Raw genomic sequence first — 14,619 nt, forward strand, 5'->3', positions numbered from 1 at the left:
CCGCCCAACCGCCCGACTGGCCTACGGGCCGGATCCGCCACGGCTCCGGCCCGGCACCACTCGCCGGCCACCCGCATGGCCGTTCGTCGCGGGCGCCCGCGCGGTGGCGGGCGCAGCATGGACGCATGCCGACCCCCCGCGCCACCTGGCGAACCGCCGCCCGTGCCAGCACCCGCGCCACCGGCCGTGCCAGCACCCGCGCCGGCACCCGCGCCACCGGCCGTGCCGCCGCCGTGACGGTGACGACCGCGGCCCTGCTGCTCACCGCGGGGTGCGGGAACGGCGAGGGCGACGGCCCGGACGGTGACGCGGCGCGGGACTTCGCCACGCAGAAGCTGGAGTGGACGGCGTGCCCCGCGCCCTCCGCCGAGCAGGGCGGTGGCACCGCGCCGTCCCCGCTGCCGGGCGGGGCGAAGTGGGAGTGCTCGTTCATGGACGCCCCGCTCGACTACGGCGACCCGGGCGGGGACACCATCGAACTGGCCCTGATCCGTGCCAGGGCCCGCGACCAGTCGGACAGGATCGGCTCGCTCATCTTCAACTTCGGTGGTCCCGGCGGCTCGGGGCTCACCGGTCTGCCCGCCTTCGCCCCTGACTACGAGAAGCTCCGCGCCCGCTACGACCTGGTGAGCTTCGACCCGCGCGGGGTCGGCCGCAGCGTCGGTGTCGAGTGCATGGACGACCGTGAGCTCGACGCCTTCTACGCCATGGACTCGACGCCCGACGACACGGCGGAGGAGAAGAGGCTCCAGGACGCCGTGAAGAAGTACGCCGACGCGTGCGAGGAGCGGTCGGGCGCCGAACTGCCGCACGTCGGCACGGTCAACGCCGCCCGGGACATGGACCTGATGCGCCAGGTGCTCGGCGACGACAAGCTGCACTACTTCGGCATCTCCTACGGCACCGAACTGGGTGGCGTCTACGCGCACCTGTTCCCCGAGAAGGTCGGCCGCGCGGTCTTCGACGCCGTGGTCGACCCGACCCGCGACAGTGCGGAAGGCGCGCTGGGGCAGGCCAAGGGGTTCCAGCTGGCGCTACGCCACTTCGCGGAGGACTGTGTCGACCGGGGCGACGCCTGCGTGCTGCCGGGCAGCACACCGCAGGAGATCGAGGGCTTCGTCAGGGACCTGCTGGAGCGGCTGGACAGGAAGCCGATCGCCGGTATCGGGGAGCGCCGGCTCACCCAGTCGCAGGCCATGAACGGCATCGCCCAGGCGCTGTACTCGAAGGAGTACTGGCCGTATCTGGAGCAGGGCCTCGACGAGGCGGACGGCGGGCAGGGCGCCCTGCTGCTGGCCCTGGCGGACTCCATGAACGGCCGTGACGCGCAGGGCCGCTACAGCAACCTCCAGGCCGCCAACGCCGCCATCAACTGCGTGGACGACAAGGACCGGTACACGCTGGAGCGGACGAAGGAGAGACTCCCCGAGTTCCGGGAGGCGTCGCCCGTGTTCGGCGACTTCCTCGGCTGGGGCCTGCTGGGCTGCTCCGAGTGGCCGGTGCCGGGCACGTGGGAGCACCCCGACGTCAGCGCCCCCGGTGCGGCGCCGATCCTCGTCATCGGCAACACCGGCGACCCGGCGACCCCGTACGAGGGCGCCAAGGCGATGGCGGCGGCGCTCGGGAAGGGGGTCGGCATCGAGGTGACGTACAAGGGCGAGGGCCACGGCGCGTACAACAGCGGCGACGCCTGCGTGCAGCGGGTGGTGAACGCGTACCTGCTGGACGGCAGGGCGCCGGCCGCCGGAACCGTCTGTCCGTGACTCGCGTCGCAGTCGTCGCCGTCCGGGGACGGGACTGTCGGTGGGTCCGCCTACGATGGCATTCGATCAAGCGGTCGGGGGAAGGGCTGGGGTGGGACGGATGTCCATGCGGGTACGGGCGGATGGGGCACGGACCGGTCGGGTACGGGCGGGCCAGATACGGGCCGGGGCTCTGGCCGCGGCGGCGGTGCTGCTGACCGGAGTGGTCACGGGCTGCGACAGCGTGGCCGACGGGGCGTCGGGCGGGCCCACGAGCGGTTCCGGCGGGAAGAACGCGGACCCGGGGGCCGGCCGTTCCGCGGGCCTGCCGGCCCTGCCCGCGTCGCTCACGGGCCAGAAGCCGGACTGGCGTTCGTGCCGGGCGCCCGAGGGCGGGGAGCAGCCGGGCTCGCAGTGGCGGTGCGCGACCGTCGACGTCCCGCTGGACTACGCGAAGCCGGACGGGGAGACGATCCCGATCGCCCTGATCCGCAAGGAGGCCCGCGACCGGGACCGCAGGATCGGCTCCCTGCTGTTCAACTTCGGCGGTCCCGGCGCGTCCGGTGTGCAGACGCTGCCTCCGTCGGCCGACGAGTACCGGGCGATCAACCAGCGGTACGACCTGGTGGGCTTCGATCCGCGCGGGGTCGCGGAGAGCGCCGGCGTGGTGTGCCGGGACGACGGCGAGCAGGAGCGGGCCGAGGCGCGGGTCGACCTCACGCCGGACACGGCGGCCGAGGAGGCCGCCTATCTGAAGGACGCCACGGACTTCGGCGCCGGCTGCGCCCGCCGGTCCGGCAAGGTGCTCCCCCATGTCACCACGACGAACACCGCGCGGGACCTGGACCTCGTCCGGCATGTGCTCGGCGACGACAAGCTCAACTACTTCGGCTACTCGTACGGCACGCAACTGGGCAGCACCTACGCGCACCTGTTCCCGAAGAACGTCGGCAAGACCGTCCTGGACGCGGTGGTCGACCCGACGGCCGACGCGAAGGCGCACGCCCGCCACCAGACGACCGGCTTCCAGCGGGCCCTGAACAACTACTTCACGAGCACCGGCGAGAGCCCGGAGGCGGGCACCGCGCGTGTGGCCCGGCTGCTGGAGCGGCTCGACCGGAAGCCGCTGCCGACCAGCAGCGGGCGGAAACTGACGCAGAGCCTGGCCCTCACGGGCATCGTGCTGCCGCTGTACTCCGAGAGCAGCTGGCCGTATCTGACGAGCGCGCTGGAGGAGGCCGAGAGCGGCACCGGGGACGAACTGCTCGGGCTCGCCGACTCGTACAACGACCGCGACGAGAGCGGGCGCTACGGCACGCAGGGCCACTCCCAGCGGGCGATCTCGTGCGCGGACACCAGCGAGCGGCCGACGCTCGCCGACGCGAAGGGGCTGCTGCCGGAGTTCCGGCGGATATCGCCGGTGTTCGGCGAGTTCCTGGCCTGGGACCTGGCGGGCTGGTGCGGCAACTGGCCGGTGAAGGGCGAGGCCGTCACCCAGGACGTCAGCGCGCCGGGCGCGGGACCGATCCTGGTGGTGGGCACCACCGGTGACCCCGCGACCCCGTACGAAGGCGCGCCGAAGATGGCGGACGGGCTCGGCGACGGCGTCGGCGTCCTCATCACCAACAAGGGCGAGGGCCATGGCGCCTACGGCTCGTCGGCGTGCGTGACGCGGGCGGTCGACGGCTACCTGCTGGAGGGCAAGGTCCCGTCGGACGGCATGACCTGCTCGTAGGTACGGACGCTCGTAGGCACGGACGGCGCACGGCCGACGTGCGAAGGGGCCGGCCCACACGAGGTGGGCAGGCCCCTTCGTCTTCCGACCGGAACTAGTAGACCGGCTTCTCCGGTTCGATCTGGTTGACCCAGCCGATGACGCCACCGCCGACGTGGACCGCGTCCGAGAAGCCCGCGGACTTCAGCACCGCGAGGACTTCCGCACTGCGGACACCCGTCTTGCAATGCAAGACGATCTTCTTGTCCTGCGGCAGGTCCTGCAGGGCGTTGCCCATCAGGAACTCGTTCTTCGGGATCAGCCGGGCGCCGGGGATCGAGACGATCTCGTACTCGTTGACCTCGCGGACGTCGATGATGTCGATGTTCTCGCCGTCGTCGATCCACTCCTTGAGCTGCTTCGGAGTGATGGTCGAGCCGGCGGCCGCCTCCTGCGCCTCCTCGGACACGACGCCGCAGAACGCCTCGTAGTCGATGAGCTCGGTGACGGTCGGGTTCTCGCCGCACACCGCGCAGTTCGGGTCCTTGCGGACCTTGACCTGGCGGTACTGCATCTCCAGGGCGTCGTAGATCATCAGCCGGCCGACCAGCGGGTCGCCCACGCCGGCCAGGACCTTGATCGCCTCGGTGACCTGGATGGAGCCGATGGACGCGCAGAGCACGCCCAGGACGCCGCCCTCGGCGCAGGAGGGGACCATGCCCGGCGGCGGGGGCTCCGGGTAGAGGCAGCGGTAGCAGGGGCCGTGCTCGGACCAGAAGACGGACGCCTGACCGTCGAAGCGGTAGATCGAGCCCCAGACGTACGGCTTGTTCAGCAGCACGCACGCGTCGTTGACGAGGTAGCGCGTGGCGAAGTTGTCCGTGCCGTCCACGATCAGGTCGTACTGGCTGAAGATGTCCATCACGTTGTCGGCCTCGAGCCGCTCCTCGTGAAGGACCACGTTCACGTACGGGTTGATGCCGAGGACGCTGTCCCGGGCGGACTCCGCCTTGGACCGGCCGATGTCGGACTGGCTGTGGATGATCTGGCGCTGCAGGTTCGACTCGTCGACCTCGTCGAACTCCACGATGCCCAGCGTGCCCACACCCGCCGCGGCCAGGTACATCAGGGCGGGCGACCCGAGGCCGCCGGCGCCCACGCACAGCACCTTGGCGTTCTTCAGCCGCTTCTGCCCGTCCATCCCGACGTCGGGAATGATCAGGTGGCGGGAGTACCTGCGGACCTCGTCTACGGTGAGCTCGGCAGCCGGCTCGACCAGGGGTGGCAGCGACACGGGGTCTCCGTTGGTCGTATGTTAGTACGGGACTACCCCCGCGCGGGCGGGGACGATACTTCCCGTAACACTGCCACGGCCCTTCTCATTCCGAGACACCCGGTCCGATCTGCGAGACGATTTCGTCCCAGTAGCCGGGCAGCGCCTCGAATGGGTTGTTCTGTCCGGTCCGGTCGGTGAAGAAGATCGTCCCGGCCCCCTGCCAGCGGGCGATCCGTGTCGCCTCCTCCAGATGGGTGCGCGGCACCCCGTGGACGAGGTGCACGAACCGCTCGGGCGGATGGTCGGCGGTCCACTCCGCCACCTGTGACCAGCGGTAATCGGTCCACGGCCCGCAGAAGGTCACCAGCTGGTCGGCGATCTCGGCGTAGCCGGGATACGGGTGCGCCCCGTGCCCCAGCACCAGGTGCCCGCCGTCCGCGTGGTCGAGGAGCTCCTCCAGCGTCGCCGTGACCCGCCGCACGGCGGGCAGGTCCGCCCGGTCCCTGGGACAGCGGTCCAGCAGGTAGCCGTCCACCCGGTACCAGTCGAGGTAGCGGTCGGCGTCGGCGACCACCTCGGCGAACGGCCGCGAACCGTGCGCCAGATCGAGGTGGCCCAGCACCCGGACGCCTGCGCGGCGCAGCTTCCCGGCCGCTTCCAGGCAGTGCGGGTCGGGCCGCGTCCCGGGGCCGTCCGCCACGTTGAGGACGGCCCAGTGCACGGGCGTGCCCGGCCGGGTCAGTTCGGCCCACTCGGCCGGCGCGACCAGCGGGTGGGCGTAGCCGGGGACGCCGAAGCCGAGCTGTTCGGCACCGGCGGCGGACAGATCCTGGTCCGGCCGGGTCAGATGCGGCATGCCGCCTCCATCCAGATGTCGGCGAGGGACTCCTCGAGATTGATCCGGGGCCGCCAGCCGAGCCGGTCGCGCGCGGTCCGCACATCGGCCTGCTGCCAGCTCCCGCAGCCGTCGGGGTACGGGTGCGGCGCCGCGACCAGGTGGTCGGGCAGCGACTCACCGCGCTGGGCACCGATCACCGGGCGTACGGCCGGAGCGTCCAGCTCGTGCAGCGCGCCGGAGTACCCGGCGACCCTGGAGAGCACGGCGGCCGCGTCACGGAGCCGTACCGCGCGGCCCGTACCGATGTTGACGACCCCCTGCGCCGCCGACAGGGACGCGGCGTGCACGGCCCGCGCGACATCCCGTACGTCCACGAAGTCGCGCTGCACGCCCAGGCCGCCGAGCTTCAGCTCGCCGTCGCCCGACTGCATGGCGCGGCGCATCGCCTCGGCGAGCCGGCCGAGCGGTGAACCGGCCGGGGTGCCGGGGCCGACCGGCGAGAAGACACGCAGGACGACCGCGTCCAGGCCGGAGCCGAGTACCAGCTCGGTGGCGGCCAGCTTGGACACGCCGTAGGGGCCGCCGGGGCGGGGTACGGCGTCCTCGGCCGTCGACGAGCCCGGCTGCGATGGACCGTATTCGGACGCGCAGCCCAGCTGGACCAGGCGCGCCCCGCAGCCGCTGCGCCGCAGCGCCTCGCAGACGGTGGCGACGGCGACCGTGTTGTGCCGGGTGAGGTCGCGGGCCCCGCCACGGGTGGCGCCCGCGCAGTTGATGACGACACCGGGGTGGACGGCGTCCAGGAACCGGGTGAGCGCGCCGGGACTGCCGCTGGCGAGGTCGAACCGCACGTCGGAGTCGTCGCGGCGCCCGAGGGCGGTCAGGTGCACGGCCGGGTCGGCGAGCAGCCGGTCGGCGACGAAACGGCCGATGAACCCTGTGGCACCGAGCAGCAGCACCCTCATCGCGCGGCCCCTTCGTGCCGGACGGCCGTGGCGAGGGAATGGGGGGTCATGTCTTCTGTCTCCTTGAGGGGATCGCTGAGGTCGTCGGGGTTCGTGACGTCAGCTGGGTGTCGCTGGGGTTCGTGGGGGCGTCACGGCTGGGCGGCGGCGTGCGCGGACGCCCGGGTGAGTACGGTCATGGCGTGGACGAGCAGGGCCGCCGCGGCCGCCCCGCACGCGAGGGCCGGTACGGCGCTGTGCCCCCACGCCGTGACGGCGGCGTGCACGGGCGCGGCCAGCGCGTCGAAGCCCGGCAGCCGCCCGGCGAAAACCGACGCGACGGCGAACGCCTCCGCCGCGCAGGCGGCCAGCAGGGCCGCCGAGGCCGCTCGGGCGCGGCCGTGCACGGTGAGCAGCCGGGCCAGGAACAGCAGGGCGCCCAGCGCGGTGGCCGGTACGACGACCCCGGCCCGCGGTCCGCCGGGGCCGGACGGGAGGTCGGCGAGCGCCAGCAGCACGGCGACGGCCGCCGTGTGGAGGGCGACGGTGCCGAGCAGCAGGGGCCGGGTCCGGGCCGCGAACTCCTCCAGGCTCCCGCTGTCCGCGAGCCGCCGCCTGGCCCGGGTCCCGAACAGGTGCGCGCACCAGGCGGCGGGTGCGACGGCGAACGCGAGCCCGAGCAGCGGGCCGAGCTCGGGGGCCGGGCCTGCGTCCGGGCCGCCGCGCAGGACCTGGTCGAGCAGGCCGTTCCCGTACACGGCGTACGCGACGAGCAGCGCGACCCACACGCGCGTGCCGGGTTTCGTGCGGCCGGTGGTGCGCAGCGGACCGCCGCGCAGGCAGAGCCGGAGCGCGACGCCGAGCGCCACGGCGCCGACCGCGCCCACGGCGAACCGCGCGGGCCCCCCGGCGACCGACAGGCCGGCGACCGTGACGGCGCAGACGGCGCCGGGCACGAGCGCGACCGCCACCCACCCGGTCGGCGCCCGCCCTGCCGACGCCTGTCCGGTCGGCACCGGGCCGGTCCCCGCGGCCGCCGCTTCCGCCACGGCCGTGGGCGCGGCTCCGGTGTGGGGCACGCGCGCGTACAGCTCTTCGGCGAGTGAGAAGACGTCGCGGTGCCGGAAGCGGGCGGCGGTGCGGTCGGTGACGCCGTGCGCCTCCAGGCCCGCGGCGATCTCCAGGGGGTCGACGGCGCGTTCGCACAGCTCGCGGTGGCGGTGCAGCAGCGCCTTGACCGGGTCGGCGGGCCCGCGCCGGACGGCCGGCTTCCGCACGGAACCGGGACCGGAAGCGGGGGCCGGACCGGTGGCGGAGGCCGGACCGGTGGCGGGAGCGGGACCGGTGGCGGGAGCGGGACCGGTGGCGGGAGCGGGACCGGTGAAGGCGCCCGGACAGGTGGCGGTACCGGCGTCCGCCGCGTCTTCGGGCGGCGTCGTGAGCGCGTCAGACATCGCCGTCCCCCTTTCCCGGGCCGGCGGACGCCCCGACCGGCAGCCCCACGACCACGGGCCTGGCCGCCGTCCTGGTCCGGGCGGAGGACGCCCATGTCGCGGGCGCGGCGGGAGCGCAGGCGGGCGCGGCGGCCCGGGTCGCGGGCGCCGGGGTCGCGGCGGGGGCCGGAACGGCCGGGCGTCGCCGGACGGCGGTCCAGTGGCCCGGGACGTACGCCTCGGCGGGGTGGGCGAACGGCAGCGGCTCCCCGTACGCGCCCACGGCCTCGGTGTCGCGCCGTACCGGCGCGAGCGACATCAGTTCCAGGTAGATGCCCCGGAACGCGGCGAGATTCTGCTCGACGGTGAAGAGTTCGAGCGCACGGGCGCGGGCGGCGGCGCCCAGCCGTGCGCGACGCTCCGGGTCGTGCAACAGGGCGACGCACGCGTCGGCGAGCGCCCGCGGATTGCGCGGGGGCACGACGAGGCCGGTGCCCCCGATGACCTCGACGACCGCGCCGACGTCCGTGGAGACCGTGGCACGGGCGCAGAACATGGCCTCGACCAGGCTGACCGGGAACCCCTCCACGACGCTGGAGAGGACGACGACCGCGCCCGCCGCGTAGGCGTCGGCGAGGTCGGGTGCCTCGGGGCCGCCGATCTCCTCGAAGGAGACGGGGTTGTCCCCGACGGCGTGCGCGTCGGCTGCCTCGTCAGGGAAGAGCTGGGCCGCGAGGGCCCGGCAGTGCCCGAGGTACGCGGCGGCCTCCGCATCCTGGACGGGGGCGGCGACGATCCGCAGCCGGGCGGCGGGCTCGGCCCTGCGTACCTCGGCGAAGGCGTGCAGGAGTCCGACGAGGTCCTTCGCGGGTTCGACACGGCCGACCCAGACGAGGCTGTGCGGGTCGCCGCTCTGGCCCCGGCCCTCGTCGCCCGCCTCACCGACCTTGGCGAACCGTTCAGCCTCCATGCCGGGGTAGACCGTGCGCAGCTTGGCGCGGTCGGCGCCGCACCGCTCCTGCCAGCGCCGGGCGTGGGTGTTGCCGGGCGTGATGACGGCGGCCTGGCGGTAGACCTCGGTGGCGAGGCAGCCGTGGAACGCGGCGAGCAGGGCGCGTACCGGCCCGCTCAGAGGGGTGCCACCGGCCGCGAGGTAGTGCGCGCGCAGTTGGACGCCGTACTCGGTGACCAGCAGCGGAACCCCGAAGAAGCGTTTAGCCAGCAGCCCGGGCAGCGCCGCGGCGCCTCCCGATGCGGCGTGGCAGAGGTCGACGGCGCCCAGGCCGTCCTCCGCGCCGTACCAGTCGAGTGAGAGCGGGCGCAGGCAGCGTTCGAGCCGGTCGGCGAAGCCAAGGTAGTCGGGGACGCCTGCGCCTTGTACGCCCCGGCGTGCGCCAGGTGTGTGGCAGGCGGCTTCGAGGACGCGTACGGCGCTCTCGGAGCGGAGGGCGCCGGTCAGGCCGCCGCGTTCGCGGGCGAGTTCGGCCAGCCCGTACAGCCCTTCGGCGAACCGCGCCGCCCCCGTTGATTCGGCAGCGTCGGCAGCGTCGGCAGTGCCGGCAGTGTCGCTGCGGACGGCCGCCATGAGCTGTGTGAAGTGCGTGGTGAAGCGCTTGCGGTCACGGCGGCCGTACGTCCGGCCGTCGCCGAACGCGTCACCGGGCGCCCACAGCGGGGCGGTCCGCACGCGTACCACCTGCGGTGGGAGCCGAAGCCTGCCGCCGTCCTCCTGCCGGGCGCTGCGGCTCAGCGCGAAGACGTCGAACTCGTGCTGCGCGAGCCCGCGCACGAGCCGGTCGCACCAGAGCCTGAACTCACCCGACGCATACGGGTAGCCACCTTCCGTGAGCAGTCCGATCCGCACGAGTACACCCCCGATCTCCCTTGTGCGCGGCCGCCGTTGGTCCGGCGACTCGCGGCGGGAAGAACGTAAGCGGATATGCGGGTGGCGCGACGGACGGTTGTCCATCGCGCCACCGGAAGGGGTGAATGCACGTAACTTTCCCGTACTGGTCGCGTTCCGTCGCGCTACAGGCCTATTCGGTTACGCTGTGTGAGGCTGCGGCCAGCTCAACCGCCGGGATACACCCAGGGGTTGGGGCGGCACTTGATGCCGTCGATGTCGAGGGACTTGGTCTGCTGCTGCATGACCGGCGCGAGCGCGCCCGGCGTACGGCACGTCACATGGTTGTGGCCGAGCCGGTGGCCGACCTCATGGTTGATCAGCATCTGGCGGTACGCGGTCATCGCCTTCGGACCGAACGTCTCGGCGCCCTGTGCCCACCGGTACGCGTTGATCATCACGCGTTCGGTGGAGGCCGAGTCGCAGGAGACGTTGTCGACCGTCGTGTCCAGGCCGGACTTCGCGCACCAGACCCCGGTCGTGCCGGGGCTGGCCAGGGTGATCACGAACTCCGGGTCGCCGCTGGAGATCCGCTCGAAGGTCATGGCGCCGCCGTGCGCCCAGCCGCGGTCGTCGTTCAGGGTCTGCTGGACGGCGTCGGCGAAGAGCGCCGTGTCGAGCCCGAGCCCCTTCTCGACGTCGATGCGGTAGCGGACCTTGCGGCCCTTGCCGGGCGCCTTGTCGAGGCCCGGCACGGCCTCGAACTCGCCGGACCCCTTCAGCTTCGGGTCCAGCGGGAACTGTCGCGCCATCAGCTGCGCGTAGCTCGGCGGGGCTTGGGGCGCGGCGGGCGGGGGCGCCGCCCGGGAGGGCAGGACACGCCGGTCGGAGCGGGACGCGGCGTCGCCGGAGTCCCGGGCGCCCGACTCGCCGGCGGACTGCGCCGCGGGCCCGCTGTCGCCGCGCTCGGCCACCTGTCCGGCGACGACGACGGCGAGGACGGTGGTGACGGCGGCGGCCGCGATACCGGTGAGGGTGCGGCCCTTGCCGGTACGGCCGGTCGCGCCCGCCGCGCCGGGAGCGTCGCCCCGCTCCTCGTCCCCGTCGCGCTCCGGAGGACCCTCCCCGCCGCCGGGCGGGGGCGCCATGCGCGCCGACGCCGCGTCGAAGGCGTCCAGGAACTCGCGGCGGGGGCCCGGTATAGGGGGTCCCGAGGCGCCGGGACGCCCCGCGACGCCGGGTGCGACAGAGGCTCCCGGTGCTCCCGATCCTCCCGGTGCTCCGGGTGCTCCGGATGCTTCCGGTGCTCCGGATGCTTCCGGGGCCGGGTACGCGGTGGGCGGCGGTGCCGCCCGGCGGGCGGGCGCCTGGGCGATGCGCGCCTGCGTGCCGGGGCCGGGCGGGGCCTGGTCCGGCGCCCCGCGCCAGTCACCGTACCGCTCGGGTTCGGGGTGGCCGCCGCGGACCGGTGTGCCGTACGGGGGGTGGTACTGGGGCGTGCCGTACGGGGGCGTCCCGGCGGCCTGGTGCACCTGCTCGGGCGGGAACGGCTCGTAGGTGACCCGCTGCCGGGGCTGGGACGAGGGCGACGGCGACGGCTGAGGCACCTGCGGCTGCGACTGCGACCACTGCCGTGGCGGCGACGGGTAGGGCGGCTGCTGCTGCCGGTGTTCCGGCGGCGCCTCGGAGGACCTGCGCCGCCGCCCCGAACCGGCCGGAGCGGCGGGTGCGGGGATCGGCGCCGGTGCCGGGCCCTTGCGGCTGTGTCGTCCCACGCCCCGGATCAGCTCCCGCCGTTGTCGTCGAGCATGTCCCGTACGGCCCGGGCGACCGCCTCGGGATACTCCATCATGGCCACGTGCCCGGCCTCCGGGAGCGTCAGCAGCCGGGAGTCGCGGAACGAGGCCGCGGCCCTGCGCGCCATACGGTACGAGACGAGCTGGTCCCGTGCGCCGTACACGAGCAGCGTCGGCGCGAGCACCCGCTCCGCCTGCCGCCACAGCCCGTGCTGGCCGCCCAGCGTATAGGCGTCCACGAGGCCGCGCGCCGAGCGGGCCATGGCGTCCCAGAAGTACGGCAGCTGCAACCGCCGCTCCATCTCCTCCACCGCGGCCAGCAGCCCCTCGTCGGTGACCCGGCCGGGGTCGCCGTAACAGAGGGAGAGGACGCCCCGCACCCGCTGTTCCGGTGTCCAGTCCCTGGTCAGCCGGGCGAAGAGGGAGGCGACGCCCGGCACCGCGAGCATCGCGGTGGGCCAGGCGCCGCGCTGCGCGCGGAGCTCGGGCAGCGCGGGCGACACGAGCGTCAGCGTACGGACGAGGTCGGGCCGGACCGCGGCGACCCGGGTGGCGACGGAGCCGCCCAGCGAGTTGCCGATCAGGTGGACCGGCCCGCGGCCGGAGGCGTCCAGCAGGCGGATGACCGCCCGGGCGTGTCCGGTCACGGAGTAGTTGCCGTCGTCCGGCGGCGGGGAGTCCCCGAAGCCGGGCAGGTCGACGGCCTCGCCGTCCAGGAGGTCCTCCAGGAGCGGCATGAGCGCCGACCAGTTCTGCGAGGAGCCGCCGAGCCCGTGCACGTACAGCGCGGGCGACCGCCCGGTAGCCGTCCCCGCTCCGGCCCCCGCCCCGCCACCCGTGCCGGGCGCCTCTCCGGAAGCGTCCGTCGAGGGGCGGTAGCGGATGTTCAGCGTGAGGCCGGGTAGCGCCACTGTGCGCAGCCGTTCGCCGTCGGCGACCCGGACGGCTCTCACCCGCGCCGCCGCACCGGCGGCGGTGGGGGACGCGGGCAGCTCGGTCGAAGACATGCGGCAATGTTACGAGACGATCACGCCTCGATTGATGTGTTCGCGGTCACAGGATCGCATAGCGCCGCCAAGGGGTACCTCATACGCTCTATAGAGAGGGCATTTCGCCCAGGCCCCCGCCACCGCCCATGAAAGGGAGCCCATGACCGTCGACCCGACCGACCCGGAGAACCTGACGGAACTGGACGAGGAGACCGGCGCCGAAGCGGTCGCGATCGGCATCGACGAGGAGACGCCGGAGGCAGACGCGGCCGAGCAGCACACGGAGCTGCAGCAGCGCGCCGACGACCCGCTGACCGGGACCAATAGGGAAGCGGCGAACGACGCCGACATCGCCGAGCAGGCCCGCGTGGTCACGCTGGACGAGGACGACTACCGCTCCTGACGACCGATCGACCGCTCCTGACGACCGATCGACCGACCCGGCCGACCCGACCGGCCGACCCGCCGACCCGACCGACCTGCCGACCACTCCGTACGCCGCTCGCCCGCCCCGCCCCGCCCCGCCCCGTCCACCCCGTCCGCCGCGTCCGCCCGCCCAGGGCGGTCCGATCCGGTCGGCGTCGGCTGGCACGGAGGGCCGCGTCCCGCACCCCGGGACCCGCACGTCCGGCCCCACGGACTTCGAGGCCCGGCCCTGCGGGCGCGGACCTGCAGGCCCGCACTTCGGGCCACCCGTACCTCGGGACTCGCGCCCGGGGACCCGCAGTTCGGGCCACCCGCACCTCGGGACGGCGCCCCGTTGGTCGTTTTGGTCGGTTTCCTCTAGTTCAATATTGAATTTCCCGCTACCACGGGCGTCCGATACGTGAAATTCTGCGCTCGCACCGCGCACAGCAGGGTTACCCAAAAGTACGATGGCGGGCGCGGCGCACAGCGCACATGGATCGATTTTGGGAGGCGGCGTGACAGCCATCGAGCAGACAGAGGCGGCGCGCCCAAGGGGCACACGCCTGCCGCGCCGAGCCCGACGCAACCAGCTCCTGGGCGCGGCCCAGGAGGTCTTCGTCGCCCAGGGGTACCACTCGGCCGCGATGGACGACATCGCCGAGCGCGCCGGCGTCAGCAAGCCCGTTCTGTACCAGCACTTCCCCGGCAAGCTGGAGCTGTACCTGGCCCTGCTGGACCAGCACTGTGAATCGCTGCTCCAGGCCGTCCGTACGGCCCTGGGCTCGACCACGGACAACAAGCTCCGCGTGGCGGCGACCATGGACGCCTACTTCGCGTACGTGGAGGACGAGGGCGGCGCTTTCCGTCTGGTCTTCGAGTCCGACCTGACGAACGAGCCCGCCGTGCGCGAGCGCGTCGAGCGGGTCTCGCTCCAGTGCGCCGAGGCCATCTCGGACGTGATCGCCGAGGACACCGGGCTGTCCAAGGACGAGTCGATGCTGCTGGCCGTCGGCCTGGGCGGCGTCTCCCAGGTGGTCGCGCGGTACTGGCTGTCGAGTGAGTCCCCGATCCCCCGCGACAAGGCGGTGGAGCTGCTGACGTCGCTGGCGTGGCGCGGCATCGCCGGCTTCCCGCTGCACGGCACCGACGGCCAGTGAGCCACTGGGGGCGGCCGGCGGGGACGCCGGGCCGGTAGGGCCGGTTCCGGCTCCGGCGGCGGCGGTGTTCGCTCCTGGCGTGCACGGCCCGGCCATGGCATGTGCTCTCTCCGGGCTAATGTGTGCTGCGTACGGCGCGGCTGACCGCGCAACGCTGACCGTTCGGAGGGACATAGCCGTGGAGGTCAAGATCGGCGTGCAGCACGCGCCCCGGGAGATCGTTCTGGAGAGCGGGCAGTCCGCCGAGGAGGTCGAGCGCATGGTGTCCGACGCGCTGGCCGGCAAGGCGCAGCTGCTCAGCCTCACGGACGAGAAGGGCCGCAAGGTCCTGATCCCGGCCGACCGGCTCGCGTATGTGGAGATCGGCGAGCCGACGGCACGCCGGGTGGGCTTCGGCCCGCTCTGAGCGGACCCGAGGATCACGCTCAGGAAGATCCACGCAGTCGGAGAAGGCCCGGCGGGTAGCCCGCCGGGCCTTC

The 14,619-nt window shown here is 73.7% G+C and carries 12 protein-coding genes; 5 read left to right on the forward strand and 7 right to left on the reverse strand.

What is annotated here, in order from left to right:
* Positions 1-125: 125 nt before the first annotated feature.
* On the forward strand, positions 126-1,763 hold the full coding sequence (locus tag ACGF5U_RS08360) for an alpha/beta hydrolase (protein WP_392712549.1): 1,638 nt from the start codon (positions 126-128) through the stop codon (positions 1,761-1,763).
* A gap of 100 nt (positions 1,764-1,863) precedes the next feature.
* A complete protein-coding gene (locus ACGF5U_RS08365; protein WP_392712547.1) occupies positions 1,864-3,477 on the forward strand; it encodes an alpha/beta hydrolase in 1,614 nt (537 codons plus the stop codon).
* 94 nt (positions 3,478-3,571) lie between these two features.
* Here the strand turns inward: ACGF5U_RS08365 and moeZ are convergent, their stop codons facing one another.
* The 7 genes from moeZ to ACGF5U_RS08400 all read right to left on the reverse strand — a co-directional run bounded on the left by moeZ (position 3,572) and on the right by ACGF5U_RS08400 (position 12,593).
* Positions 3,572-4,750, reverse strand: a complete 1,179-nt coding sequence (gene moeZ, locus ACGF5U_RS08370; protein WP_392712545.1) for an adenylyltransferase/sulfurtransferase MoeZ — start codon at positions 4,748-4,750, stop codon at positions 3,572-3,574.
* Between the two features lie 85 nt (positions 4,751-4,835).
* Positions 4,836-5,588, reverse strand: coding sequence for a spherulation-specific family 4 protein (locus ACGF5U_RS08375; RefSeq protein ID WP_392712543.1), 753 nt, complete (start codon positions 5,586-5,588; stop codon positions 4,836-4,838).
* The gene (locus ACGF5U_RS08380) at positions 5,576-6,535 is read right to left on the reverse strand and encodes an NAD-dependent epimerase/dehydratase family protein (RefSeq protein ID WP_392712541.1); all 960 of its coding nucleotides are present in this window, start codon (positions 6,533-6,535) and stop codon (positions 5,576-5,578) included. Before ACGF5U_RS08380 ends, ACGF5U_RS08375 begins: the two co-directional genes overlap by 13 nt.
* A gap of 131 nt (positions 6,536-6,666) precedes the next feature.
* Complete coding sequence (locus ACGF5U_RS08385; protein WP_392712539.1) at positions 6,667-7,968, reverse strand: hypothetical protein; 1,302 nt, start codon at positions 7,966-7,968, stop codon at positions 6,667-6,669.
* The gene (locus tag ACGF5U_RS08390; protein WP_392712537.1) at positions 7,961-9,811 is read right to left on the reverse strand and encodes a DUF3492 domain-containing protein; all 1,851 of its coding nucleotides are present in this window, start codon (positions 9,809-9,811) and stop codon (positions 7,961-7,963) included. Before ACGF5U_RS08390 ends, ACGF5U_RS08385 begins: the two co-directional genes overlap by 8 nt.
* Before the next feature lie 206 nt (positions 9,812-10,017).
* Positions 10,018-11,565 carry a DUF3152 domain-containing protein gene (locus tag ACGF5U_RS08395; protein WP_392712535.1) on the reverse strand — a complete coding sequence of 516 codons (1,548 nt, stop codon included), beginning with the start codon at positions 11,563-11,565 and terminating at the stop codon, positions 10,018-10,020.
* 8 nt (positions 11,566-11,573) lie between these two features.
* Positions 11,574-12,593, reverse strand: a complete 1,020-nt coding sequence (locus ACGF5U_RS08400) for an alpha/beta fold hydrolase (RefSeq protein WP_392712533.1) — start codon at positions 12,591-12,593, stop codon at positions 11,574-11,576.
* A gap of 142 nt (positions 12,594-12,735) precedes the next feature.
* On the opposite strand from ACGF5U_RS08400, the gene ACGF5U_RS08405 reads away from it, so the two are divergent.
* The 3 genes from ACGF5U_RS08405 to ACGF5U_RS08415 all read left to right on the forward strand — a co-directional run bounded on the left by ACGF5U_RS08405 (position 12,736) and on the right by ACGF5U_RS08415 (position 14,546).
* Entirely contained in the window at positions 12,736-12,978 is a 243-nt protein-coding gene (locus ACGF5U_RS08405; RefSeq protein ID WP_392712531.1) for a hypothetical protein, read from the forward strand.
* Positions 12,979-13,498: 520 nt separating this feature from the next.
* A complete protein-coding gene (locus ACGF5U_RS08410) occupies positions 13,499-14,140 on the forward strand; it encodes a TetR/AcrR family transcriptional regulator (protein WP_392712529.1) in 642 nt (213 codons plus the stop codon).
* Between the two features lie 178 nt (positions 14,141-14,318).
* A complete protein-coding gene (locus ACGF5U_RS08415) occupies positions 14,319-14,546 on the forward strand; it encodes a DUF3107 domain-containing protein (protein WP_392712527.1) in 228 nt (75 codons plus the stop codon).
* Positions 14,547-14,619: the final 73 nt, after the last annotated feature.

This window comes from Streptomyces sp. NPDC047886, assembly GCF_043204435.1.
In the GTDB taxonomy this organism is placed as follows: Bacteria; Actinomycetota; Actinomycetes; order Streptomycetales; family Streptomycetaceae; genus Streptomyces.